The sequence below is a fragment of the Enterobacter cloacae complex sp. SHL021 genome, from assembly GCF_049237765.1.
Taxonomy (GTDB): Bacteria; Pseudomonadota; Gammaproteobacteria; order Enterobacterales; family Enterobacteriaceae; genus Enterobacter; species Enterobacter cloacae.
The window spans coordinates 92,715-117,944 of record NZ_JBMKJG010000014.1 but is presented as its reverse complement, the minus strand read 5'-3'; the positions used below and the strand labels follow the sequence as shown (position 1 = coordinate 117,944).

At 55.0% G+C, this 25,230-nt stretch carries 23 protein-coding genes and 1 other RNA gene; 11 read left to right on the top strand and 13 right to left on the bottom strand.

Annotated elements, in window-relative coordinates; translation table 11 throughout:
• Position 1: 1 nt before the first annotated feature.
• Together mscK and acrR are read right to left on the bottom strand one after the other, a co-directional pair.
• Positions 2 to 3,349 carry a mechanosensitive channel MscK gene (mscK, locus tag ACOTZF_RS15595; RefSeq protein WP_129252905.1) on the bottom strand — a complete coding sequence of 1,116 codons (3,348 nt, stop codon included), beginning with the start codon at positions 3,347 to 3,349 and terminating at the stop codon, positions 2 to 4.
• Between the two features lie 113 nt (positions 3,350 to 3,462).
• Positions 3,463 to 4,116 carry a multidrug efflux transporter transcriptional repressor AcrR gene (acrR, locus tag ACOTZF_RS15590; RefSeq protein WP_129317919.1) on the bottom strand — a complete coding sequence of 218 codons (654 nt, stop codon included), beginning with the start codon at positions 4,114 to 4,116 and terminating at the stop codon, positions 3,463 to 3,465.
• A gap of 141 nt (positions 4,117 to 4,257) precedes the next feature.
• On the opposite strand from acrR, the gene acrA reads away from it, so the two are divergent.
• From acrA to ACOTZF_RS15560, 6 genes are all read left to right on the top strand, one after another.
• Positions 4,258 to 5,451, top strand: a complete 1,194-nt coding sequence (gene acrA / locus ACOTZF_RS15585; RefSeq protein WP_023620093.1) for a multidrug efflux RND transporter periplasmic adaptor subunit AcrA — start codon at positions 4,258 to 4,260, stop codon at positions 5,449 to 5,451.
• A gap of 22 nt (positions 5,452 to 5,473) precedes the next feature.
• On the top strand, positions 5,474 to 8,620 hold the full coding sequence (gene acrB, locus ACOTZF_RS15580; RefSeq protein ID WP_013095890.1) for a multidrug efflux RND transporter permease subunit AcrB: 3,147 nt from the start codon (positions 5,474 to 5,476) through the stop codon (positions 8,618 to 8,620).
• A gap of 512 nt (positions 8,621 to 9,132) precedes the next feature.
• On the top strand, positions 9,133 to 9,507 hold the full coding sequence (gene tomB / locus ACOTZF_RS15575) for an Hha toxicity modulator TomB (protein ID WP_008499288.1): 375 nt from the start codon (positions 9,133 to 9,135) through the stop codon (positions 9,505 to 9,507).
• Positions 9,508 to 9,534: 27 nt separating this feature from the next.
• Positions 9,535 to 9,753, top strand: coding sequence for an HHA domain-containing protein (locus tag ACOTZF_RS15570; RefSeq protein WP_013095889.1), 219 nt, complete (start codon positions 9,535 to 9,537; stop codon positions 9,751 to 9,753).
• Positions 9,754 to 9,962: 209 nt separating this feature from the next.
• On the top strand, positions 9,963 to 10,514 hold the full coding sequence (gene maa, locus ACOTZF_RS15565; protein ID WP_013095888.1) for a maltose O-acetyltransferase: 552 nt from the start codon (positions 9,963 to 9,965) through the stop codon (positions 10,512 to 10,514).
• 115 nt (positions 10,515 to 10,629) lie between these two features.
• Entirely contained in the window at positions 10,630 to 11,097 is a 468-nt protein-coding gene (locus tag ACOTZF_RS15560) for a YlaC family protein (protein ID WP_013095887.1), read from the top strand.
• Here ACOTZF_RS15560 and ACOTZF_RS15555 read toward each other — a convergent pair.
• Complete coding sequence (locus tag ACOTZF_RS15555) at positions 11,069 to 12,529, bottom strand: PLP-dependent aminotransferase family protein (RefSeq protein WP_048970693.1); 1,461 nt, start codon at positions 12,527 to 12,529, stop codon at positions 11,069 to 11,071. The genes ACOTZF_RS15560 and ACOTZF_RS15555 overlap by 29 nt on opposite strands.
• Positions 12,530 to 12,630: 101 nt before the next feature.
• Between ACOTZF_RS15555 and ACOTZF_RS15550 the strand changes: the two genes are divergently transcribed.
• Positions 12,631 to 13,341 carry a GNAT family N-acetyltransferase gene (locus tag ACOTZF_RS15550; RefSeq protein WP_129252901.1) on the top strand — a complete coding sequence of 237 codons (711 nt, stop codon included), beginning with the start codon at positions 12,631 to 12,633 and terminating at the stop codon, positions 13,339 to 13,341.
• Here ACOTZF_RS15550 and ykgO read toward each other — a convergent pair.
• A complete protein-coding gene (ykgO, locus tag ACOTZF_RS15545; RefSeq protein WP_003859006.1) occupies positions 13,338 to 13,478 on the bottom strand; it encodes a type B 50S ribosomal protein L36 in 141 nt (46 codons plus the stop codon). The genes ACOTZF_RS15550 and ykgO overlap by 4 nt on opposite strands.
• 2 nt (positions 13,479 to 13,480) lie before the next feature.
• Complete coding sequence (locus tag ACOTZF_RS15540; RefSeq protein WP_006176933.1) at positions 13,481 to 13,741, bottom strand: type B 50S ribosomal protein L31; 261 nt, start codon at positions 13,739 to 13,741, stop codon at positions 13,481 to 13,483.
• Between the two features lie 231 nt (positions 13,742 to 13,972).
• On the opposite strand from ACOTZF_RS15540, the gene ACOTZF_RS15535 reads away from it, so the two are divergent.
• A complete protein-coding gene (locus ACOTZF_RS15535; protein ID WP_421636117.1) occupies positions 13,973 to 15,550 on the top strand; it encodes an EAL domain-containing protein in 1,578 nt (525 codons plus the stop codon).
• Here ACOTZF_RS15535 and ACOTZF_RS15530 read toward each other — a convergent pair.
• On the bottom strand, positions 15,531 to 15,806 hold the full coding sequence (locus ACOTZF_RS15530) for a metal/formaldehyde-sensitive transcriptional repressor (RefSeq protein WP_014830896.1): 276 nt from the start codon (positions 15,804 to 15,806) through the stop codon (positions 15,531 to 15,533). The two genes, ACOTZF_RS15535 and ACOTZF_RS15530, sit on opposite strands and share 20 nt — an antisense overlap.
• A gap of 134 nt (positions 15,807 to 15,940) precedes the next feature.
• Here ACOTZF_RS15530 and ACOTZF_RS15525 point away from each other — a divergent pair, with 134 nt between their 5' ends.
• The gene (locus ACOTZF_RS15525) at positions 15,941 to 16,756 is read left to right on the top strand and encodes a nickel/cobalt efflux protein RcnA (protein ID WP_040021522.1); all 816 of its coding nucleotides are present in this window, start codon (positions 15,941 to 15,943) and stop codon (positions 16,754 to 16,756) included.
• 33 nt (positions 16,757 to 16,789) lie between these two features.
• Here ACOTZF_RS15525 and ACOTZF_RS15520 read toward each other — a convergent pair whose 3' ends face one another.
• From ACOTZF_RS15520 to ACOTZF_RS15510, 3 genes are all read right to left on the bottom strand, one after another.
• Complete coding sequence (locus ACOTZF_RS15520; protein ID WP_129317918.1) at positions 16,790 to 19,882, bottom strand: beta-galactosidase; 3,093 nt, start codon at positions 19,880 to 19,882, stop codon at positions 16,790 to 16,792.
• Positions 19,883 to 19,985: 103 nt separating this feature from the next.
• Entirely contained in the window at positions 19,986 to 21,056 is a 1,071-nt protein-coding gene (locus tag ACOTZF_RS15515) for a LacI family DNA-binding transcriptional regulator (RefSeq protein ID WP_020686140.1), read from the bottom strand.
• 77 nt (positions 21,057 to 21,133) lie between these two features.
• Positions 21,134 to 21,745 (bottom strand): YczE/YyaS/YitT family protein, encoded by a 612-nt coding sequence (locus ACOTZF_RS15510; RefSeq protein WP_038982777.1) that lies wholly within the window; start codon positions 21,743 to 21,745, stop codon positions 21,134 to 21,136.
• 85 nt (positions 21,746 to 21,830) lie between these two features.
• Between ACOTZF_RS15510 and ACOTZF_RS15505 the strand changes: the two genes are divergently transcribed.
• Positions 21,831 to 23,252 carry a PLP-dependent aminotransferase family protein gene (locus ACOTZF_RS15505; RefSeq protein WP_038982775.1) on the top strand — a complete coding sequence of 474 codons (1,422 nt, stop codon included), beginning with the start codon at positions 21,831 to 21,833 and terminating at the stop codon, positions 23,250 to 23,252.
• A 78-nt stretch (positions 23,253 to 23,330) separates the two neighbouring features.
• On the opposite strand, the gene ACOTZF_RS15500 is transcribed toward ACOTZF_RS15505, so the two are convergent.
• The 3 genes from ACOTZF_RS15500 to ffs form a co-directional block, all read right to left on the bottom strand.
• Entirely contained in the window at positions 23,331 to 23,546 is a 216-nt protein-coding gene (locus tag ACOTZF_RS15500; protein ID WP_013095877.1) for a hypothetical protein, read from the bottom strand.
• Entirely contained in the window at positions 23,543 to 23,794 is a 252-nt protein-coding gene (locus ACOTZF_RS15495) for a hypothetical protein (RefSeq protein ID WP_020686138.1), read from the bottom strand. Before ACOTZF_RS15495 ends, ACOTZF_RS15500 begins: the two co-directional genes overlap by 4 nt.
• A 265-nt stretch (positions 23,795 to 24,059) precedes the next feature.
• Positions 24,060 to 24,156, bottom strand: an RNA gene (ffs, locus tag ACOTZF_RS15490) — signal recognition particle sRNA small type.
• Positions 24,157 to 24,325: 169 nt separating this feature from the next.
• On the opposite strand from ffs, the gene ACOTZF_RS15485 reads away from it, so the two are divergent.
• Entirely contained in the window at positions 24,326 to 24,637 is a 312-nt protein-coding gene (locus ACOTZF_RS15485) for an MGMT family protein (protein ID WP_038982772.1), read from the top strand.
• 29 nt (positions 24,638 to 24,666) lie between these two features.
• Here ACOTZF_RS15485 and ACOTZF_RS15480 read toward each other — a convergent pair whose 3' ends face one another.
• A complete protein-coding gene (locus ACOTZF_RS15480; protein WP_013095874.1) occupies positions 24,667 to 25,194 on the bottom strand; it encodes a YbaY family lipoprotein in 528 nt (175 codons plus the stop codon).
• Positions 25,195 to 25,230: the final 36 nt, after the last annotated feature.

The window sequence follows — 25,230 nt, the reverse complement described above, 5'->3', positions numbered from 1 at the left end:
TTCAGGCGGGAGTCGGTTCGTCACCCTTAATCTCACGCTTCACTTCCGTATGCTCGTCACCTTTCTCGTTATGCAGGTGAACCTCAAGCTGGTTGAAAGCAATATTGATATTGTTTTCACGGCACAGACGGTCGATGGAGCGGTTCAGTTCATCCACGGTGTAGCTGCGATCGCGAAGCTCACGCACGTATAAACGCAGCTCGTGATCCAGCGTGCTCGCCCCGAAGGTGGTGAAGAAGACGTCTGGCGCCGGCTCGTGCATAACCTTTGGATGCTCTTTTGCGGCCTTCAGCAATACCTCTTTCACCTTATCCAGATCCGAACCGTAGGCTACGCCGAGGCGGATCACCACACGCGTCGTCGTATCAGAGAGCGACCAGTTGATCAAACGCTCGGTCACGAACGCTTTGTTCGGGATGATCACCTCTTTGCGATCGAAGTCGGTAATGGTGGTCGCACGAATGCGGATCTTGCTGACGGTACCGGAGAAGGTCCCGATGGTCACCGTATCGCCAATTCGCACCGGACGTTCGAACAGGATGATCAGGCCGGAAACGAAGTTACCGAAAATCTCCTGCAGGCCAAAACCGAGACCCACAGAGAGCGCTGCCGCCAGCCACTGCAGTTTGTCCCATGACACGCCCAGCGAGCCGAAGACCGTCATCGCCCCGACAATAATAATGACGTAGTTGAGGATGGTGGTAATGGCATAGGACGCCCCCTGACGCAGGTTCAGGCGCGACAGCACCAGCACCTCCAGCAGACCCGGCAGGTTTCGAATCAGCGCCCAGGCCACCATCGACGACACCACCGCAAACAGCAGGCTGCCCATGGTGACGCTCTTCATCACCGCAGCGCCTGCTTCGGTCCCGCTGTACTGCCAGAGGGTGATACTGTCGAGATAGGCAAAGACGGTAATCAAATCAGACCAGATGGCCCAGAACATCACCGCGAACAGGGCAATCATCACCAGCATGGTGATACGCAGCGTCTGCTGGTTAACCTGCTCCAGCGCGATGGTCGGCTCTTCCTGCGGCTCCGCGCCTTCGGCGCCCTCTTTCACCTGATGCTGACGACGCGCAATGGCGCGGCGATAAGCGATACGGCGAGCCGCCACGCTCAAGCCGCGCAGCACGGTCTGGTAGAGCAGGTTCCAGACAATCACCAGATAGACGGTTTCTATCCAGCGGCCGGACAGACGCAGCGTGGTGTAGAAGTAGCCCGTCGCCGTGAGCACCATCAGCGCCAGCGGAATGATTGCCAGCACCGTGACGGTGGCGAGGCGCAGGTTGTGGGACTCTTTATCACGCCAGCTATCGCGGCACATCGGCCACATCAGGATGGCAATCAACAGCAGGTTCAGCAGAATGACCAGCTGACCCAGAACGTCATCCATCAGATGCAGCGGAGAAAGCTCGGAAACCACCGACCAGAAGTGCAGCGGCAGGAGCGCCAGGCTGATGCGGACAATCTGACGACGCCAGTGGCTGGTCAGTTGCTGTGGCATATTGAAGTGACGCACCGCCACGCCGTCTTTTTCCAGCACCTTCCAGCACAGACCAAACACCAGCCAGAACAGGGCCAGCTTTTTACTGAAGGCCCACAGCAAATCGCTGACGTTGAGCTGCATGGTGAGCAGGATCAGGCCAACAGCAAGGATGATCAGGCACACCGGCAGCGCGCGAATGAGATCGATCAGAATCGCTTTTGGCGTATGCAGCTGGCTGTCATTTCGCAGTTGCCCCACTTCTGAGGCCAGCTTCGCCTGATAGTTCTTCAGCCATCCCAGACGCCAGCGGATCACGCCCGCAATCAGCAGCAGCGGTAATCCCGCCAGGAAGGCAATCATCATCGCGGGCCAGGCTTTCTCCCAGTTCCCGGTGATTTTCATGCTTTTAATCTGCGTATTCAGCGTTTCGGGGAAGGATTTAATCCAGTCCCAGTCCATCGGTTTGTTGCTGTTAACCCAGAAAATCTGCTGGGTTAAAATCTCCTGCAGACTTTTAGAAACGCTCACCAGCTGCTGCTGGTTGATCTGCAGGTTAATCGCCATCATCAGCTGATTACCCAGCTGTTTATTGAGCTGGTCAAGCAGCTCGCGGCGCATATCCACCACCTGCAACAGTGCGTCGTGCACTTCCGGGTTCACTTCACTGGAGTGGCCCTCTTCTATTTTGGCGACAAAGGTATCGCTCTGGAAAAGGGCATCGCGCTGCTGGTTGACGTCAAACTGTTCCAGACGTAAATCCGCAATGCGGTTGGTCATGTCCTCCAGCTCGTCGGCAGAGGGCAGCGTCTGCTGTTGCTGATAAAGAATGCGTGACAGCAGAAGGCTGCCTTTCAGCACCGCAATTTGCTCTTTGATGTTACGTTCCGCCTGGAGCGCGCGGTCCAGCCAGTTTTTAACTTTAATGTTCTGTTGAACCAGCGAGTTACCGTTTTCGGTCGCCTGAATCAGGCGCTCGCTCAGCTGATGGTTCGCATCGAGCTCCTGCTTCACCAGCGGATTGGCCTGGATGCGGGCGGTTTCGTCCGGCGATACCGCCTCCTGGGCGGTTTTTTCCGTCAGCGTCAGGCGCTTGCTGTTCACCGCCTCCTGCAACAGCTGAAGCTGGTGTTCCAGACGGTTAATGTTGGCGGTCACGTAATCACGCTGTTTTTGTAGCGTGTCCTGCAGCACCGTATTCCCTTCCAGGCTTTTACGCTGCTGTTCAATTTGCGCATTCAGTAACGACTGCTGAACCAGCAGCAGCGTTTGCTGCGTCGGGCGCAGCGTGCCTTCACCCACCGTGGTGCCGTTCAGGCGGTTACGGATTTGCTGCAGCTGCTGAGACGCGGCGTACATTGCGTTTTGTACGCGCTCGGGCTGAGTCTGCAAAGAGACAAGCTGACTGTTGTAGGTGGCGAGATCCGACTGTGCGGTTTGCAGGTCGTCGAGCAGTTGTGCGACGCGTGACTCCAGCTGACGCAGCGACAGCGTTGCCAGCGTTTTGCGCGTTTCGTCGTCGTTATCCACGTCGCTCAGGGCATTTAGCGAATCCGTTGCTTTACGCATGTTTTCAGGCGCCTGCGCCACCTTCTGACGAAGCTGGGTGGTTTCCGCTTTGACGCGATCGATTTTATCCAGTGATTCCAGCGTTTCCGTCAGATCCTGCTGAACGAGTTTGTCCTGAGGCGTGAGATCTTTTTGTTTATTCAGGGCGTCGAGCTGCGACTGAACATCAGCACGTGATGGAATGTCATTGCCGTTATCGGCGCGGGCCCAGGAAAGCGGTGCCGTTGCGAAGAAAAACAGCGTCGCGAAGAGTAGTGCAAGAACAGGATGTTGCGAGCGATTGGTGTGCAGCATAGTCGTGAGTGATGTCAGAAGATGACCGAAAATAGTCCGGCGTGCAGAATATCACGCTCGCCTGAAGCAGAATAGCGCGAACGTGAGCCTCTGAGATAAATCCTGGAAATGGTTCAGGCAGTGAGTGAAGGCGCGTCGCTGCGCAGCGTCGGGCAGAGCTGTAGCATTTCCAGTAAAATCGCCACGTAGCTGCGGGCTTCCGCTTTTAAGTCAAAGGATTGCGGGGCAAAAAGCCAGTTTTCCATCAGGCCCGAAATGTAGCTGCGCATCAGAATAGCCGCCCGGCGGGTCAGGAGATTGGCCGGTAACAGTTTAGCCTGCATGCACTGGTTCAGGTTCTGTTCAATGCGGTCATAGCTTTCCAGGCTAAGGCTGCGCTGCGCCTGCTGCACAACAGCCATCTCTCCCACAAACTCACATTTATGGAAAATAATTTCCATCATTAACCGACGGCGCTCTTCAACTACCGTCGCTTCAAGGATATATACTAATATTTCTCTTAATACTGAGAGTGGATCGTCAGGGAATTTTGCCCGATACTCACTCTCGAGATCGCTAATGCTGGACTCTGAAAGCTCCCAGATTTCACTGAACAGATCTGACTTGTCTTTAAAATGCCAGTAAATCGCTCCCCGCGTAACGCCAGCGGCCTGAGCAATCTGTGCCAGCGAGGTTGACGAAACACCTTGCTGAGAAAATAAGCGGATTGCCACATTCAGAATGTGTTGTCGGGTTTCAAGCGCTTGTTGTTTGGTTTTTCGTGCCATAAGTGGGTGAATTTACAGGCGTCAGATTTACATACATTTGTGAATGTATGTACCATAGCATGACGATAATATAAACGCAGCAATGGGTTTTTGGACTCAGGACCATTGATCAATTTGAAATCGGACACTCGAGGTTTACATATGAACAAAAACAGAGGGTTAACGCCTCTGGCGGTCGTTCTGATGCTCTCAGGCAGCTTAGCGCTTACAGGATGTGACGACAAACAGGCTCAACAAGGAGCGCAGCAGATGCCAGAAGTTGGCGTTGTGACGCTCAAATCCGAACCTCTTCAGATCACCACCGAATTGCCTGGCCGCACAAGTGCTTATCGCATTGCAGAAGTTCGTCCTCAGGTGAGCGGCATTATCCTGAAACGTAACTTTACCGAAGGCGGCGATGTGCAAGCCGGTGAGTCTCTTTATCAGATTGATCCCGCAACGTATCAGGCGTCGTATGAAAGCGCGAAAGGCGACCTGGCGAAAGCGGAAGCGGCGGCCAAAATCTCTCAGCTGACGTTGAATCGTTACAAAAAACTGCTCGGTACGCAGTACATCAGCCAACAGGACTACGACACAGCCCTGGCGGATGCACAGCAGGCTAACGCGGCCGTTGTGGCAGCAAAAGCAGCTGTCGAAACCGCGCGCATCAACCTGGCCTATACCAAAGTGACCTCCCCTATCAGCGGTCGTATTGGTAAGTCCTCCGTGACCGAAGGGGCGCTGGTACAAAACGGTCAGGCCACAGCGATGGCAACCGTGCAGCAGCTTGATCCGATCTACGTTGACGTGACGCAGTCCAGCAACGATTTCCTGCGACTGAAACAAGAGCTGGCAAACGGCACCCTGAAGCAGGAGAACGGTAAAGCCAAAGTGGAGCTGGTCACTAACGACGGCATCAAATATCCACAGGCGGGCACGCTGGAATTCTCTGATGTGACGGTCGACCAGACCACCGGTTCCATCACCTTACGTGCGATCTTCCCGAACCCTGACCACACCCTGTTGCCAGGTATGTTCGTTCGCGCACGTCTGGAAGAAGGCACTAACCCAACCGCACTTCTGGTTCCACAGCAGGGTGTGACCCGTACGCCACGCGGCGATGCGAGCGCACTGGTTGTTGGCGCTGGTGACAAAGTCGAAATGCGCAATATCACTGCTACGCAGGCGATTGGCGATAAATGGCTGGTGACGGACGGTCTGAAAGATGGCGATCGCGTGATTGTTACTGGTTTGCAAAAAGTTCGTCCTGGCGCGCAGGTTAAAGCACAGGAAGTGAAGTCTGACGATAAACAACAAGCTTCGGCCGCTGGCCAGTCAGAACAAACCAAGTCTTAACTTAAACAGGAGCCGTTAAGACATGCCTAATTTCTTTATCGATCGCCCCATATTCGCATGGGTGATCGCCATTATTATCATGCTGGCCGGGGGACTTGCGATCCTGAAGCTGCCTGTTGCGCAATATCCGACCATTGCGCCACCGGCGGTGACGATCTCCGCAACCTACCCGGGGGCGGATGCGAAAACGGTGCAGGATACCGTTACGCAGGTTATCGAACAGAACATGAACGGTATCGATAACCTGATGTACATGTCCTCAAACAGTGACTCCACCGGTACGGTTCAGATCACCCTGACCTTCGAGTCTGGTACTGATGCTGACATCGCGCAGGTTCAGGTGCAGAACAAACTGCAGCTGGCGATGCCGCTGCTGCCGCAGGAAGTACAACAGCAGGGTGTGAGCGTCGAGAAATCGTCCAGTAGCTTCCTGATGGTTGTTGGCGTTATCAACACCAACGGCACCATGACGCAGGAGGATATTTCCGACTACGTGGGCGCCAACATGAAGGACGCCATCAGCCGTACTTCAGGTGTGGGTGACGTTCAGCTGTTTGGTTCCCAGTACGCGATGCGTATCTGGATGGACCCGAACAAACTGAACAACTTCCAGCTGACGCCGGTTGACGTCATCAACGCCATTAAAGCTCAGAACGCCCAGGTTGCAGCCGGTCAGTTAGGCGGTACGCCGCCGGTGAAAGGCCAGCAGCTTAACGCGTCTATCATCGCGCAAACCCGTCTGACCTCCGCCGATGAATTCAGCAAAATTCTGCTGAAAGTGAATCAGGACGGTTCGCAGGTTCGCCTGCGTGACGTGGCAAAAGTGGAGTTGGGTGGCGAAAACTACGACATCATTGCGAAGTTTAACGGTAAACCGGCTTCCGGTCTGGGTATCAAACTGGCGACCGGTGCTAACGCCCTGGACACCGCAACGGCTATCCGTGCAGAACTGAAGAAGATGGAACCGTTCTTCCCGTCAGGTCTGAAGATCGTTTATCCGTATGACACCACGCCATTCGTTAAAATTTCGATTCACGAAGTGGTTAAAACCCTGGTAGAAGCGATCATCCTGGTCTTCCTGGTGATGTATCTGTTCCTGCAGAACTTCCGCGCGACGCTGATTCCAACCATCGCCGTACCGGTCGTCTTGCTCGGAACCTTCGCCATACTGGCAATATTTGGCTACTCGATAAACACCCTGACGATGTTCGGGATGGTGCTCGCCATCGGCTTGCTGGTGGATGACGCCATCGTGGTGGTAGAAAACGTCGAGCGCGTCATGGCGGAAGAAGGTCTGCCGCCGAAGGAAGCAACCCGTAAATCCATGGGCCAGATCCAGGGCGCGCTGGTCGGTATCGCGATGGTGCTGTCCGCCGTATTTATTCCGATGGCCTTCTTCGGGGGCTCTACCGGTGCGATTTACCGTCAGTTCTCCATCACTATCGTTTCTGCGATGGCGCTGTCGGTGCTGGTGGCGTTGATCCTGACGCCTGCGCTGTGTGCAACCATGCTGAAACCGATTCAGAAAGGCGGTCACGGCGAGCACAAAGGGTTCTTCGGCTGGTTTAACCGCATGTTTGATAAGAGTACGCACCACTATACCGACAGCGTAGGGAACATTCTGCGCAGCACCGGTCGTTATCTGCTGCTCTATATCATCATCGTGGTGGGCATGGCCTATCTGTTCGTTCGTCTGCCAAGCTCGTTCCTGCCAGATGAAGACCAGGGCGTATTCCTGACGATGGCGCAGCTTCCGGCGGGTGCATCGCAAGAACGTACCCAGAAAGTGCTGGATGAAGTGACGGACTACTACCTCACCAAAGAAAAAGCGAACGTTGAATCCGTGTTCGCGGTTAACGGCTTTGGCTTTGCGGGTCGTGGCCAAAACACCGGTATCGCCTTCGTTTCACTGAAAGACTGGTCCGAACGTCCGGGCGAAGAGAACAAGGTTGAAGCGATCACCGGCCGTGCAATGGGCACCTTCTCGCAGATTAAAGATGCGATGGTCTTCGCCTTTAACCTGCCAGCGATCGTTGAACTGGGTACGGCGACCGGTTTCGACTTCCAGCTGATTGACCAGGGCGGTCTGGGCCACGAGAAACTGACTCAGGCGCGTAACCAGCTGTTTGGCGAAGTGGCTAAACACCCTGACCTGCTGGTCGGCGTGCGTCCTAACGGCCTGGAAGATACGCCGCAGTACAAGATCGACATCGACCAGGAGAAAGCGCAGGCGCTGGGTGTATCCATCAGCGACATCAATACCACACTGGGCGCAGCCTGGGGCGGTAGCTACGTTAACGACTTCATCGACCGCGGTCGTGTGAAGAAAGTGTACGTGATGTCTGAAGCGCAATACCGTATGTTGCCGAACGATATCAACAACTGGTACGTTCGCGGCAGCGATGGCCAGATGGTGCCGTTCTCAGCCTTCTCGACGTCGCGCTGGGAATACGGTTCACCGCGTCTGGAACGTTATAACGGGCTGCCATCCATGGAAATTCTGGGGCAAGCCGCGCCGGGTCGAAGCACCGGTGAAGCCATGAACCTGATGGAAGAGTTAGCCAGCAAACTGCCTGCGGGTATTGGCTATGACTGGACCGGTATGTCCTATCAGGAACGTCTGTCCGGTAACCAGGCCCCTGCTCTGTACGCCATTTCACTGATTGTGGTGTTCCTGTGTCTGGCGGCACTGTATGAGAGCTGGTCAATTCCGTTCTCCGTTATGCTGGTCGTGCCATTGGGGGTTATCGGTGCGCTGCTGGCTGCAACGTTCCGTGGGCTGACCAACGACGTGTACTTCCAGGTAGGCCTGCTGACAACCATTGGCTTGTCGGCGAAGAACGCGATACTTATCGTCGAATTCGCCAAAGATCTGATGGAGAAAGAAGGTAAAGGCCTGATCGAAGCCACGCTTGAAGCTGTTCGTATGCGTCTGCGCCCTATTCTGATGACCTCACTGGCATTTATCCTCGGGGTACTGCCGCTGGTTATCAGCTCTGGTGCGGGTTCCGGTGCACAGAACGCGGTAGGTACCGGGGTAATGGGCGGTATGATCACCGCGACCGTACTGGCTATCTTCTTCGTACCGGTGTTCTTTGTGGTGGTTCGCCGCCGCTTCAGCCGGAAGAATGAAGATATTGAACACAGTCATTCGGTAGAACCTCACTGATACCGGTTTCACATGATAAAAAGGCCGCATTAGCGGCCTTTTTCATTTCTGAAAAAAATCATAAAATACGCTTATTGTCGTTTTATTTATTTTATGCCATGTTTAAAAGGCATATCATAATTAGCAGAAAACTTAATGGGCGAACTCAGGATTGTTTTAATTCCATTTCGCCGCTTAACTTATTAGGAATATTCCTAATAACAAGTCCATACAAAGAAAATTCTGAATCCGGACTTTTTCCGCGTGTTTACGCTAAATCAATGAAACGTAAGGAAGCGAAAAAAAACCAGCGTTAATTTGGATAAAAGTGTTCATCTTAGGATGTACTATTGCGTAAACGCTCGCAGACTCTGATTTTAATTGTAATTTTTCGTAATAGCGCGGTGAAATCCTGATCAGAGTGGCTTATAGTTAGAGTGAACAGGAGCACAGCACCCGTAGAGCTAAGTAGGTTGTATCCATCCCGACAATGATGTTCGGTGAGTAAGAAATCACTCAGAAGGGGATGCGCTATGGACGAGTACTCGCCAAAAAGGCATGATATCGCGCAGTTGAAATTTCTCTGCGAATCCTTGTACCATGACTGCCTTGCCAATCTTGATGAAAGTAATCATGGCTGGGTGAACGATCCAACATCGGCCATCAATTTGCAATTGAATGAGTTGATAGAGCATATCGCGACCTTCGCACTTAATTATAAAATTAAGTACAATGAAGATAATAAACTGATTGAGCAAATTGACGAATACCTGGATGACACCTTTATGTTGTTCAGCAGCTACGGCATTAACGCGCAGGATTTGCAGAAATGGCGTAAATCTGGAAACCGGCTATTCCGCTGTTTCGTCAACGTGAGCAGAGCTAACCCGGTTAGCCTTTCCTGTTAAAATTATTACAATGACTAAGGTGAATTTATGTCTGATAAACCACTCACAAAAACCGATTATTTGATGCGCTTACGACGTTGTCAGTCAATTGACACACTCGAACGCGTGATTGAAAAAAATAAATACGAGCTTTCTGATAATGAACTGACCGTATTTTATTCAGCCGCTGACCATCGCCTTGCCGAGCTGACCATGAATAAACTGTATGACAAAATCCCGCCTTCCGTGTGGAAATTTGTCCGTTAGTTGTTGAAGTGTGTCTGTAGAGGTTCTACGCCACTCTCTTAGTTGTTTATACCTTTCGAATTACGATCCCGGTGTTAAAGCCAGGTCTCCGTGTAAAACGTGATCATTAGCAACAATGTTGTGACTTTAGTCACACGCGCTTTTCGGGAACGTTCCCTTCCTGGCTTATCCCGATTACCCTGCGGTAATCGAACCCAGAGAGGCATCCTATGAGCGTAGAAAAACAGAAAATGATTGCGGGTGAACATTACCGTCCTGGTGATGAAACATTACGGGCCGACCGACTGCGCGCCCGCCATCTGGTTCACCGCTATAACCACTCCGCCCCCGATGAGAAAACAGAACGCCAGAAGATTCTGGCGGAACTGCTGGGGCAAAGTGAAGGGGCTTATATTGAGCCAGCTTTCCGTTGTGACTATGGCTATAACATTTTCCTGGGCAAAGAATTTTACGCTAACTTCGACTGCGTGATGCTCGATGTCTGCCCTATTCATATTGGTGATAACTGTATGCTCGCGCCTGGCGTGCATATTTATACGGCCACCCACCCGCTGGATGCCGAAGAACGCAACAGCGGAGTGGAATACGGTAAACCCGTGCGCATTGGCAATAATGTCTGGATCGGCGGACGAGCGGTGATTAACCCGGGCGTCACGGTGGGGGATAATGTGGTGATTGCCTCCGGCGCTGTGGTGACAAAAGATGTTCCGGCCAATGCCGTCGTCGGGGGTAATCCGGCGAAAATTATCAAAATGCTGTGAGGGTGTGGGGAGTCAACTGTTATGGTCTTTCAGCACATAACTGTTACTTTTTTCAGTCAAATGGCTCCCCTAAAATAGGCAGATCCCCTGTATTCAACAATCATGAAGGCAAAAAATGACCGAAATACAGCGCCTGCTTACCGCCACCATCGACGATCTCAACATCCGCGAAAAGCGCGATAATCGCCCGCGCTTTAGCATTAGCTTTATTCGCAAACATCCAGGCCTGTTTGTCGCAATGTATGCCGCCTGGCTGGCAACGCTGATTGTCATGCTGAAATCCGAAACGCTGGTGGACTCCGTCTGGCTGCTTGTGGTGCTGTTTGTGGTATTTAACGCGTTTTTCTTTTTTGACGTGCATCCGCGCTATCGTTATGAAGATATCGACGTGCTCGATTTCCGGGTCTGCTACAACGGCGAGTGGTACAACACCCGTTTTGTCCCGCCGGAGCTGATCGACAGCATTCTGCACTCCCCTGCAGTAGAAACCGAACAAAAAGAGAAACTGCAAAAAATGGTCTCAACCAAAGGCCAGCTCTCTTTCTATGATGTCTTTACCCTTTCCCGCCCTGCTGTTGCGTGATCAGTATTTGTATGCGTCGGATAGCCGACGCATACAGTGAAGCGGATGTGTTTCCGTAGCCTAATACCAGACCGCTCTGCCCCTGTTTTGTATCAAGGTAATACCCGCTCAATGCCGCTGGAGCCAGCTGATACGCCCTGGCCTGTTCCACCAGTTGCCTGTCGTCGATTCCGTCAATCGCCACCGTCAGATGCATGCCCCCTTCCCCCGCCAGAATCCGGTGTGGTACATGAAGCTCCGCATTCAGAGCCTCACGCAGCTGCCGGTAGCGTTTACGATAGAGACGACGCATGGCTGCCAAATGGCGGGCATAGTGACCCTCTTCAATGAACAGCGCCAGGGTACGCTGCTCGGCGCGATGCCCGCCGCGCAATAACGAACCGATGGCCGGGCGTGCCGCTTTCGCCAGCGCTGGGGGGAAAACCATAAACCCCATTCTGAGCGACGGGAATAACGTTTTGCTGAATGTTCCCAGATAAACAACGGGCGCATGGTTAATCATTCCCAGCATCGCCGGTACCGGCTCACCGCTATAACGAAACTCACTGTCGTAATCATCCTCGATAATCCAGGCGTTATGTTGTCGCGCCACATCCAGTAACGCCAGACGCCGCCGCGCGCTGAGGACACTTCCGTAGGGAAACTGATGTGAAGGTGAAGTAAAAATAAGCGAAGGGGACGGCGCCTCTGTTCCTTCCCAGCACATGCCCTCTCCATCAACCGGTATTCCCGTTATGGCTAAACCCGCTTTCACAAAGGCGCTTTTTGCGCCGGCATAGCCGGGATCTTCCACCCAGGCAACATCGCCCGGCTCACTCAATAGCAGGGTGCAGAGGTTCACACCTTCCAGTGCGCCTTCGGTGATCACAATCTGGCTGGCGTCGCAGTCAATCCCGCGGGAAAGCGCAAGGTGGCGGGCAATGGCCGCCCGCAAAGCAGGTTCCCCGGCGGGATCGCCGTAGCCCAACAGGGCACTTCCCTCCTCCCGCAACACGCGATCGTACAGGCGCCGCCAGAGCGGCAAGGGAAAATAGTTGATGGCCGGTGTCCCCGGCGTAAAGGCCAGAACCGGCGTGCTACGCGGTACAGGGGCAGGCAGTGCGCTAACCCGCCCGGCAAGCGCAACCGCAGGTGCCGGTAAATCCTGCGCGAGCTGACGGGCCGCCAGCGGTGCCACCCGCGTTCCCTGGCGGCTACGCAACAGATACCCTTCGAGGGTGAGCTGTTCCAGTGCCCCATTAACGGTGTTTCGGGAAAGGGAGAGATGCCCGGCCAGCGTTCTGGAACCAGACAGGCGACTACCGGACTGTAACCTGCCGGACAATATGTACTCCCGCAATGAAAGATAAAGCGTGCGCTGCAGCGTCTCTTGTCCGCGGTTTTTCAGCGCCGTATTCAGCAAGGTATACAGTTCATCGCCTGGAATATTCATCGCCCCTCCTCGTGGTACCACCAAAACATAGCCTGTTGGTACTTTTTAAGGAACCACTACTTCACTAGTCTGGAACTCTTTACAACGTCACGGAGATGAAGATGAATACTTTCAATCAGTTTGGGCAGCCGGTGGGCGAACCGCTAATCGACTGGCAGCCCCGTCAGCACCCTTCCCGGGTGGTCCTTCAGGGCCGCTACTGCTGGCTTGAGCCGCTGCAGGTGGAGCATGCCGGTGCGCTGTTTGCCGCTTATTCGCTCGCCGGGGATACCCGAAGCTGGACATGGCTTCTGCGTGAACCCGATGCCACGGCAGGAGAATTTGCCGCATGGGTGGCAAGCGTGAGTGAATTATCAGACCCGATACACTTTACCGTCTTCGATAATCAGACCCGCTCCCCGGTGGGAACCCTGGCCCTGATGCGTATCGACCCTAAAAATGGCGTTGTGGAGGTGGGACACGTTCATTTCTCCCCGCTGTTGAGCCGCACGCCAATGTCTACCGAAGCGCAGTTTCTGCTGATGCAATACGTGTTCGATACTCTGGGCTACCGGCGTTATGAGTGGAAGTGCAACAGCCTGAACGAGCCTTCCCGCAAGGCTGCGCTGCGTCTGGGCTTTTTGTTTGAGGGGCGTTTTCGCCAGGCGCTGGTCATCAAAGGCCATAACCGGGATACGGACTGGTTTTCGATTATCGACAAAGAGTGGCCAGCGCTGGCGAGCGCCTTTGAAAGCTGGCTTGCCACCGACAATTTTACTGCCGATGGCAAACAGAAAAGATCCCTGGAAAGCTGGCGTGAAACGGGCGTCTAGCGTCTTTTTTTACGTCCCTGCACCGCTTTAAAGCGCGGGTTTGATTTGCAAATCACATACAGGCGTCCCTTACGTTTGACTATCTGGCAATCCGGGTGACGCTGTTTCGCACTCCGCAACGAGTTAAGTACCTGCATGATCACCCCCGCTTCGCATTAAGAAAGCCGCCAAAACGTTTACGGAAGCGCGCCGCGCTGCCATCCGTCGAGAAGGTTTTCTGTTTGCCGGTATAAAACGGATGCGATTTTGAAGAGACCTCGATGGTGATGTAAGGATAGGTTTCACCGTCGAGTTCAATTTCGCGGTCAGTCTTGATGGTTGAACCAACTTTAAAGTATTCATTGGCACTGGTGTCGTGAAACACCACGGTGCGATAGGCTGGATGGATATTGGGTTTCATCGTGAATCACTCATGTTTTGTTATAACATAACAAAATAATATCCAGGCTCTGCGGTAAAAACAACCCCCGAAAGTGCATCACATTTCCGACGATATTTTTTGATTTCGCTGCTGCGGAACGAAAACCATGACGCTCACGTGCTATAACTATATCATTTCGCGGTAAAAACTTTCTCCTCTGGCAAGCGTCTCAGTGCCCTGGAGTGGGCATATGAGGAAGGACACAGCAGCATGAAAACCCGACATCTGGTCAGCCTGGTGACTGGCATACTGATCTTTTCTGTGCTGATACCGATTTGCCTCAGTATCTGGCTGGCGCATCGCCAGGCGGAAGAAAAATTTGTCGATGCGCTGGACAGCTATGCCTCACGCGTGCTGTTGCGTACGGACAGGGTTGTTGGGCAGGCCAAGGAAGCACTCACGCAGCTGCAGACCTTTAAAGGCCCTCCCTGTAGCCATTTGCATTTACGGGAAATGCGCCGGATCGCCTTCTCGTGGCTCTATGTTCAGGAAGTGATCTACACCGATAACCTTAAACCGCTGTGCTCGTCGCTGGAACAGGTCAGCAAAGCAACTGCGTTCCCGCCGCCCATGCGCATTACGGAAGATGGCTATAGCGCGTGGCTTACGAGGCCAAATGAACTCGGTTTCAACCGCAACATGGCCGTGCTGGGGCAAGGACATTATCTTGTACTGGTCGATCCCGCCTCGCTGGTGGATGTGATCCCCTTCGCCGATATTTCTATCGATGCCGCCCTGGTAGCGAACGCAACACATCTCGTGTTCTCCAGCAGCAGCAAACTGGATCCGCACATCCGCGACATGATTAAAGATCAGGAGATGGTCAGTGTTGAGTACAACGGTGCAATGTACGTCATGAAGCCCGTACCGGAGCTGGGAATAAACGTTGTTGCATGGGCTGCGCTGAAACCGCTGGCGGAAACCTGGCACCGGCAACTCCTTTTCTGGCTGCCGTTTGGCATGCTGATAAGCCTGCTTGCCGCCCTGTTTGTTCTGCGGATATTGCGTCGCATCCAGTCACCGCGTAACCGCCTGCTTGATGCCATCAATAACCGCGAATTCGAGGTTTACTACCAGCCTATTGTGGCGCTCTGTAGCGGGAAAATAGTGGGCGCAGAGGCGCTAACGCGCTGGCCTCAGCCTGACGGGAGTAGCCTGTCGCCTGAGAGTTTCGTCCCGCTGGCGGAACAAACGGGGCTTATCTCGCGCCTCACGCATCTGGTGATCGAAAAAGTGTTCGAGGATATGGGCAACTGGCTGCATCTCCATGCCGATCAGCATATCTCCGTCAACCTCGCGCCTGCAGATTTAACCTCCGGCAAGCTGCCACCGCTTCTGAGCCAGCTACTCAATAAATGGCAAGTCCGCCCGGAACAGATAGCGCTTGAATTAACCGAACGCGGCTTTGCCGATCCCAAAATCAGCGCACCGGCCATCGCCGCTTTTCGCCGTTCGGGCCACGCTATTTACATCGATGATTTTGGCACGGGCTATTCCAGCCTGAGCTATCTGCAGGATCTGGACGTCGACACGCTGAAAATTGATAAGTCGTTCGTGGATGCGCTGGAGTACAAAAACGTAACGCCACACATTATAGAAATGGCGAAATCACTGAAGCTGGCGATGGTTGCTGAGGGCGTGGAAACCGCAGGGCAGCTCGCCTGGCTGCACCGTCACGGCGTGCAATACGGGCAAGGCTGGTACTACAGTAAGGCGCTGCCAAAAGCGGAATTTATGGCATGGGCAGAAAATAACCTTAACGCCCCTTCTACTTCAGATAAGATTTGATCACCTGTAAAACCACGCCAAGATCGGCCTCACGCTGATCTTCCTCAGGCTCTTTGACGACGTGATCGGTTAAATGGCCTTCGATCACCTGCAGCATCATGCCATTCACCGCACCGCGGATCGCGGCCAGCTGCTGTAATACCTCAGCACACTCATGCTCGTCGTTACTGAGCATTTTTTCCAGCGCGGTGCTCTGTCCCTGAATTTTCTTCAGGCGAGTCAATAACATCTTCTTGTGACGAACCGTATGTGACATCTCTGCATCCTTCTTCTTCTGGCGGATAAAGCATAACACGCCCTACTCCCCCTGAGTATATTTCTACTGGGGGGTAGTATTCAACTACTGGGGGGGAGTACTATCTGCGCACCTTTTCCAGAGCGGATTTTGTAATGAACGATTTTGCTTCTCTTCTGCAACAGGGCAACGCATGGCTATTCATTCCCAGCGCGATCCTGCTCGGTGCCCTGCATGGTCTTGAGCCGGGCCACTCTAAAACAATGATGGCAGCCTTTATTGTGGCGATCCGTGGCACGCTGAAACAGGCGGTATTGTTGGGGCTGGCGGCCACGCTTTCCCATACCGCGGTAGTCTGGATCATTGCCATGGCGGGATTATGGTTTGGTCGCGGCTGGGATGCGCAAACCTCTGAACCCTGGTTCCAGCTTATCTCTGGGGTATTGATCGTTTTGATCGCGCTGTGGATGGCGTGGCGTACCTGGAAGGAGAATCAGCCGCACGATCATCATCACCACCATGACCATGACCATGACCATGACCGCCATCATGATCATCACCACCATGAACATCAACTGGTTGCAGAGGAGTGGCAAGACGCCCACCAGCGCGCCCATGCGCAGGATATCAATCGTCGTTTTAACGGACAAAACGTCACCACCGGGCAAATTGCGATGTTTGGGCTGACCGGCGGGTTGATCCCCTGCCCGGCGTCAATCACCGTCCTGCTGATCTGCCTGCAGCTCAAGCACTTTGCCCTGGGCGCCACGCTGGTATTTAGCTTCAGTATTGGTCTGGCGTTAACGCTGGTGGCATCGGGCGCGATTGCCGCATTAAGCCTTAAACATGCCACAAAACGCTGGCCGGGGTTCAGCGAGTTTTCACGCAAAGCACCGTGGTTCTCTGCGGCACTGATTATCCTGGTGGGGGGTTACATGATCCTGCACGGGTTAGGCGGTATCCTGGCCTGAACCAGGCGGCCAACGCGTGGCCGCCACCTAAGGTCAGTTGAGGTTCTGACGCCAGCTAAAGCGATAGCGAAGCTGACGATTTTGCAGGATAAATTCCGGCGAGACGCTGGGGCTCCAGGAGTCATCTCCACCCACGCCCATATGGAACGCATCAAGATTGAGCCAATACCCCGGCTCGTCACGCAGCAGATGGTGATGGGTTGTCTCACGCAGCTGTTGCTGGCTGTAGCGGCTCACGGAGAAATGGAACTGCCCGTTCAACTGATGCGTCCCCAGCACCAGTTCACGGGTATCGCACCGCAAGCCGTTTTCCGTCGGGAAGATGTACGGCGTATGCATTGCCTGCAGCGGCAACGTCCAGCGTCCCTGCTGTGCTGCCAGCTTTCTGTCCGGGTAGTTTTCATGCGGCCCCAGCCCCAGCCAGTGAACGGCTTCCGGCGGCCGGGCAAGATGCATGCTCAGGCCAATACGCGCAGGCTCCGGAATATCAGACGCAACCTCTACCTCAACCTCACCGTGCAGCACACCCTGATCATCCACTCGCCAGACTTTACGGCTCAGGAACAGCGCTTTGCCGAGATGTTCCCAGGCATGCAGCGTCGTGACTACCGCCTCGCGGGCATGCTGCTCTCCTTCACAACGCAGCAACCGCGGGGTGACGTCGTACATCCCCGCCGCCTTCCAGCGCTCCACCCATGCATTTGGATCGATACGCGTGGCCTCGCTGACCCCGATATCATTGTCCAGCGGCGCGCGGGTAAAGTTATCCGTCAGCGGCGAGAGCAGCGTTTCAACGCCATTGTTCAGCCACTGCGTCAGGTGTCCTGAGGTACGGTCAACTATCCATCGCTGCTGCTGGTGCGTCAGGGTCAGCATCTCATCGGTTTGCGTCAGTACCGGCGGCACACCCACCGGTGCGGGCGGGGCGATAAACAACGGTGCCGGGAGTGGCCATTGATCCCACGCGCAGCGATGGTTTTCCGGTGACCACGGCGTCGCCTTCAGCTGGTACACCTCTACATTCAGCCAGACCTCGCCCGGCTCCGCCGTCAGCGCGGGCAGCGAGATGTCCAGACGCTGAGTCTCCTGAGGCGCGATGGAGAGCGTAACCTCCCCCTTAGCCAGCACCGTTCCGTCACGGGTCACCGACCATCTGAGCAGCTCGTTATCCGTATGACGGAACAGGTAATCGCTTTGCACGTCCACCACCAGCGGAGAAGTGCTTACCCGCGTAAAGGTAAAGAACTGCTGCGCGCGCTGAGCCTCATACAGTGCCGGGTGCGGCGTGCGATCGGGGAACACCAGCCCGTTAAGGCAGAACTGTCGGTCATTGGGTGTATCACCAAAATCGCCGCCGTAGGCCCAGAACGGGGTGCCATTTTCATCTTTCTTCGTCAGCGCCTGGTCGACCCAGTCCCAGACAAATCCTCCCTGCAGACGTGGATGGCTACGAAACGCCTGCCAGTATCTGGCGAAGCCGCCAAAGCTGTTGCCCATTGCGTGGGCGTATTCGCAGAGGATCAGCGGTCGGGTTTCATCCGGCAACCCGATCCATTTTTTAATGGACCATTTCGGCACCGCCGGGAACGGCTGATCCTGATCAACACGGGCATACATCGGACAAATAATATCGGTCGCCGCCGTGTTCGCCCCACCGCCTTCATATTGAACCGGGCGCGTCGGATCGGCGGTTTTTAGCCAGCGATACAGCGCGTCGTGGTTTGCACCGTGACCAGACTCATTGCCCAGCGACCAGATGATAATGGACGGATGATTACGATCGCGTTGCACCATGCGGGTCACGCGCTCGCTCATGGCGGGCAGCCAGCGGGGATCGTCAGCGAGACGACTCATCGGCACCATGCCGTGGGTTTCGATATTGGCCTCGTCAACCACATACAGGCCGTAGCGATCGCAAAGCCGGTACCACAGAGGATGGTTCGGGTAGTGCGAGCAGCGCACGGCGTTGAAGTTGTGCTGCTTCATGATTTCGATATCGCGACGCATCGTCGCTTCGTCCATCACCTGGCCGTTTTCCGGGTGATGTTCATGCCGGTTGACCCCGCGGATCAGTAGTGGCTTGCCGTTGAGCTTCAGCAGGCCATTGCTGATTTCAACGCGGCGGAAGCCCACATCACAGGCTTCAATCTCCAGCACCTCACCCTGCGGGTCCAGCAGTGCGATCGTCAGCCGATAAAGCGCTGGGGTCTCAGCACTCCATAAGGCGGGTGATGCAACCGGGATCGCCACCGTCAACCGCTCGGCCCAGTTGCCGCGTTCATCCACAATGGCCGAGCCTGGCTGCCGGGTGGCGCTGGCACAGCGTTCACCGTTGCGCCAGAGCGTTATTGCCACCTCGCACTCCGTAAAGTGAGCGCCCGCCAGGGCGACATCCACCTTCAGCACGGCGCGATCCAGCTCCGCATTGAGGTCGGTGGCCACATGATAATCCGCGATGTACGTCTCCGGCTTATGCAGCAGCGACACATCGCGGAAAATCCCGCTCATGCGCCACATGTCCTGATCTTCCAGATAGCTTCCATCGCACCAGCGCAAAACCATCACGGCCAGGCGGTTCTGGCCAGCACGCAATACGCCCGAGAGATCGAATTCGGCCGGCAGACGGCTGTCCTGGGAATACCCCACCCACTGACCGTTGCACCAGAGATGAAACGCCGAGTTCACGCCATCAAAGATAATGCGGGTTTGCCCGCCCTCGAGCCACGCGTCCTCCACTTCAAATGTGAGCGAGTAACAACCGACCGGATTCTCTGCCGGAACAAAGGGCGGATTGACGGGAATGGGATAGGTGACGTTGGTGTAAACAGGTGTATCAAACCCCTGCATCTGCCAGTTTGACGGCACCGGCATCGCAACGGCATCCGGGCAATCTTCGCCTGTCCATGCCTGCGGAACCTGCTCAGGTGCAGAAAAGAAGCTAAATCGCCACTCCCCATTCAGGGAACGTCGGCTGATGGATGCCGCGTCCTCTCTGGCGGCGTGTTCATTACGCCAGCTGTGAAATGGCGCATGCGCCTCCAGCCGGTTCCACTGGGTGACGCCGGGATTTTCCCAGTCCCGACGGGCCAGAAGTGCGCTGAGAGTCAGTGAGACAGTATTGGACATGTTTTCCTCTTTGCGAAGCGCTCACAATTTTACTCAACATGCCCTGGCAAACTGCCGCGGTAAAGCGTGGGATCGCCGTGTAGCGAGTCAGATCACAAAAGTGTTACTGGCGAGCAAGTTGCTCTGCCAGCAGGGCCAGGCTTCTGAGCTGCTGCGCAAGATCCTCACGATCGGCCTGCTGCGGGGTGCGACGGGCACTGGATTGTCGGCTAATCAACGTGACGGGCAACTGAACCTGCCAGCAGGCTTCATGGCGGGCGGGAGCCAGCAGCCACTCCACACTTTGTTCACCTGCCTCGCGAAATGCCTGACGGATGGTGGTAAGCGGAGGTGAAAACCAGGCGCTGTCGGCGGTATCGTCAAATCCCACAATCGATATCTGGCCCGGGATCGTCACCCCTTTTTCCGCGCAGGCCCGCATCACCCCCAGCGCCATTTGATCGTTAGCCACCAGAATGGCATCCGGTAACGTTGCAGCAGACAACAGCGCATGCCCCTTCTCATAACCGCAGGCTGCGCTCCAGTCGCCGTAGGCCACCGCCGCCGCCTCAAGGCCAGCTTCCGCCAGCGCGGCTTTCCATGCCGCCAGACGGGCACGAGCGGAAACAGAGCTTTCCGGCCCACTCAGCAATGCAATACGCTGATGCCCGAGCGACAGCAAATGTTCAACGCCCAGACGAGCGCCCTGTTCAGCATTGAACACCAGGCTGTTGACCGCTGCCGACGGAGAGACATCCAGAAACAGCACCGGCACGGGCGACGCCAGTGCCTTGAGTTGTTCGGCGTGGGGATCGTCAAGCGGCACGTTCACCAGCAGGGCTTCCACGCGCTGCGCCAGCAGCTCCTGAAGCGCGGCCTGGCACTGTTGCGGATGTTCCACCATTGAGATCAGTACGCTCGCCCCCTTTTCTACCGCCCGGGATTTGACCGCAGAGACAATTTGCGAAGGCGCATGCAGCGCCAGATCGGTAGTGATCAGTCCCAGCGTACGGGTGCGCTTGCCCGCCAGCTGCTGCGCGCCACGGTTAGGAACATAGTGCAGCTCCGCCATGGCCTGCTGCACCTTTTCCCGTGTCCGGGCAGAAACATGCTCCGCGTCGTTAATCACACGGGAAACGGTTTGATAAGACACCCCCGCAAGGAGGGCAACATCATAGAGGGTAATGGCTTTCATGCATTCCGGCCTGGTGTTAACAGAGCCGTCTATTGTGGCACAGCGCGGCCATTAATACCTGTGAGCGCTTCGCAAAATTAAACAACCCGCTCTGGCTGAGGAACGTTATCCGTACGCGGCTTCTGACGGAACCACGGCAAACAGAGCTGGATAAGCGGGCCGATGGTCAGGGCATACAGTACCGTCCCGACGCCAAACGTTCCGCCAAGGACGCAGCCAATCAGCAGAACACTCACTTCAATTGAGGTTCGAACGCTGCGGATTGACCACCCCAGCCGGGCGTGAATGCCGGTCATCAGTCCATCGCGTGGGCCCGCCCCGAACCCGGCACCGATATACATACCGGTTGCTATCGCGTTCAGCACAATGCCCCCAACCAGCAGAGCAATCCGAATGGGGAGAAGATCCAGCTCGGGGATAAGGGCCATCGAGGCATCCGCCGCCAGGCCAATACAGACTACGTTACTGAGCGTTCCCAGCCCAGGCGTCTGACGCAGCGGGATCCACAGCAGCAGCACCGTAGCGCCGGTCAAAATAATCACCGTACCGATGGTCATCCCCAGCTGTAATCCCACCCCAAGGTGAAACACATCCCACGGGTCAACCCCCAGATCCGAACGAATAAACATCGCGGTTGAAAGCCCATACAGGCCTAAACCTACGTACAGTTGCAGCAGACGACGTACCATTTTAGCTTCTCCAGTGAACCAGGCTTTCATCTTGTTCGAAAATGGCACTATGATTAATGTCCAGTTTTCAAATAGTGGACTGCATATGTCATCACGCCGTTTCGGAAGTCAGTCGCTGGTTCGCCTTTTGGGCCACTGGCAACAAACCCCGTCCCGAACCCCGCTCTGGCGACAGCTGGCCGACGCGTTGCGCCTGCTGATCCTCGACGGCAGGCTGGCGTTGAGCACGCGCCTGCCCGGTGAACGTGAACTGGCCACGGCGTTAGATGTAAGCCGGACGACCATCAGCAGCGCGCTGGCCCATCTGCGAGAAGAAGGGTATCTGGAGAGCCGCCACGGCAGCGGTTCACGCGTGATCCTGCCCGATACCCGTGCCATACCGACGCTTTCAGCGGCAAGCGCAGCGCTGGATCTCTCCACTGCCGCCCTGAATGCCGGGCCAGAGATCCACCAGGCTTACACCTGGGCGCTCACCGCGATCACCCAGCACCTCGCGCTGACCGGTTACGATCAGCTCGGCCTGGCGGCTCTGCGCGACGCCATTGCCGCTCGCTATACCGCACGCGGGCTGCCGACCCGCGCAGACGAAGTGATGGTGGTTAATGGTGCCGTCAGCGGTTTTGCACTGGTACTGCGGATGATGGCCGGCCCGGGCGATCGCGTCGTGGTCGATCATCCCACCTATCCGCTGGCGATTGCAGCCATCCAGGGAGCATCGTGTCGGCCGGTGGGCGTGTCGCTGCCGGAAAGCGGCTGGGATACGGATGGCTTTGCCGCCACACTTGCGCAGACAGCACCGCGCCTGGCGTACCTGATGCCGGATTTTCACAATCCAACAGGGCGATGCATGGATATCGCCACCCGTCAGGCAATAACCGACATTGCCGCTCGCACCCGTACCACGCTGGTGGTCGATGAAACGATGGTCGATCTCTGGTTTGAAGCACCGCCCCCGCCGCCGCTGGCGTCGTTTAATTCGCAGGCTACGGTGATCACCCTGGGTTCGGCGGGAAAAAGTTTCTGGGGTGGGCTGCGCCTCGGCTGGATCCGCGCCTCGTCGCGCACCATTGCCACACTTGCCCAGACGCGGGATACGCTGGATTTAGGCTCGCCGCTGCTGGAACAGCTGGCCACGCTGTGGCTCATCAACAATAGCGAGACATTTCTGCCTGCGCGCCGGAAAATACTGAAGGAGCGACGCGACCGCTGCGGTGAACTGCTGCGCGAACATTTTCCCCAGTGGCGGTTTCAGGAGGCGGAAGGCGGGCTATCCTACTGGATCGAGCTGCCGGGCATGCTGGCGACACAGCTCGCCGCACGTGCAGAAATGCTGGGGATTAATCTGGGAACCGGCACACGCTTTGGTTTATCGGGTGCGTTTGACCGCTACTTACGCATGCCCTTCTCGCTTGAGTCGGCAGAGCTTGAGCAGGCGTTGCTACGAATCAAACCGGTTTGGCTCGCATTAAATAAAACCGCGCCGTCTGTAAAACGCAGTCTTGTTTAATATAAAAGTTTGAAGTGGATCATAAAATAAAAACTGCTGACTGTCATACGGCAGTCAGCAGTTTTCACCAGTCAGGAATCAGTGCTGAGGAGGAATAGGAAAACCTTTCAGTGAAATAACAAAACTTTCACCGTCTTTCTTTATTTTTGCGCCGGTATCACACCAGTCAGACGCAATACGAAAGAACTCATCACTTCCTACATTCCAGCCAAGACGGACATGCTTCACGTAGCCTGAACGCAACAGATCGCAGGCTTCTTTGTAGTCACTGGCGGTCGATAGTTGTTGTTTCATTTTCTCTTCTTCAGAAGTTTACGTAGAGCTTTGATTTCTTTAGGAGTAAAAGGCGTTACACTCTCTTCTTCCGTATGCTGATTATCAATATCCTCTTCCGATACTCCCACCTCGTCTGCGGCTTCAAATGCCAGCAGCAGCAACTTCTCTGTGGTCACGCTTAAGTTCTCGTTATTCACTTCCGCATAGTGGCGAAGTCTTTCTTTTAGCGCTTCGTCAATCTTAACGTTTAATACCGCAGTAGCCATGATTGTCACTTCCCTTCGGAATAAGTGCTTTATTTAATACACGATGTTAACAATGTAATCCAGATATATATTTTTAACTTATGACAGAAAAAAGACGCCCAGAAATAAAATGACAGTCTATTATTACAGGTTTATGACAGTAATATTTCAGCGCGATGAAATATATATTACACAACGAATTAAACCCTGTTAATTCTGTGGAATAGCCATGCCGGAAGGAAGTAAAAAACGGGGAGATATTGCCAGAAGCATAAATGGGTGGGGGCCCTGCCAGCTACATCCCGGCACACACGTCGTCTGCCCTGGCTGCTTCCTTCCGGACCTGACCTGGTGAACAGAGTAGCGTTGCGGGAGAACCAACAGAGCCCCCATTGTGAGCGTTGTTACCCAACGCGCTGGCGCATTATCCCTGTGCTAACGGTCAATTGCAAGCTGCCAGCAACCGGATGGTGGTTTCTTGCGCAAACAGGCACAGCAATCGGCGCAATCTTCGTTTAACATGACACTTCACTCATCCCCACAGGTGTACTGATGGACGAACACGACTCCTTTTCACAGCGAGTGTGGCAAATTGTGGCCTCCATTCCGGAAGGCTACGTGACAACCTATGGTGACGTCGCACGTCTTGCCGGCTCCCCCCGCGCGGCGCGTCAGGTGGGTGGCGTGCTAAAACGACTCCCTGAAGGCAGTACATTACCCTGGCATCGGGTTGTGAATCGTCATGGTGCCATCTCGCTCACCGGGCCGGATTTGCAGCGCCAGAGACAGGCATTACTTTCAGAAGGGATACAGGTGTCCGGGTCAGGGCAGATTGATTTGCAGAAGTATCGCTGGGTGTATTGACCCCCTCCCCCGAAGGAGAGGGGAACACATTACAGCTGAGTCGGTGGGGTAGGTACAGACGGTTGGTTCGTCTGTGGTGCGATCGGCACTTCGGTTTGCTGCACCGGCACCAGGTTCAGGTCGATTTTCGTACCACCGTTGTTGATGGCTTCCTGAACCGTATCGGTAATAAACACCAGCTTACCGTTGATGGTTACCGCAGCGCTCAGAAGGATACGGGCGTTCGGCTGTACGTCTGCCGGGTTATACGGCAGCACGAAGCTAAACGGTGCCTGCTTACCTTCGGTACGAACGGCACGCTGGGCCACCACTTTCGACGGCGCGTCGGCCAGAGAAGCATCAGACAGCGTGACCGTTAATACCGCATCCGGTGGTAAAGCGACTCGCTGTTTGATCCAGATAGTACCGGAAACATTAGGTTGCTGAATGGATTGCTGTGAGAGTGTATTAATCCCATTTGGATCTGCTGCTGGCACCGGCACCTGGGCGCTCTTACCTGCACAGGCGGACAACGCCACCGCAATAGCTACACCACTTAGCATGGGCACGAGTTTCATTGAAGTCTCCTTATCATCAATGCACCAGCGGGATCG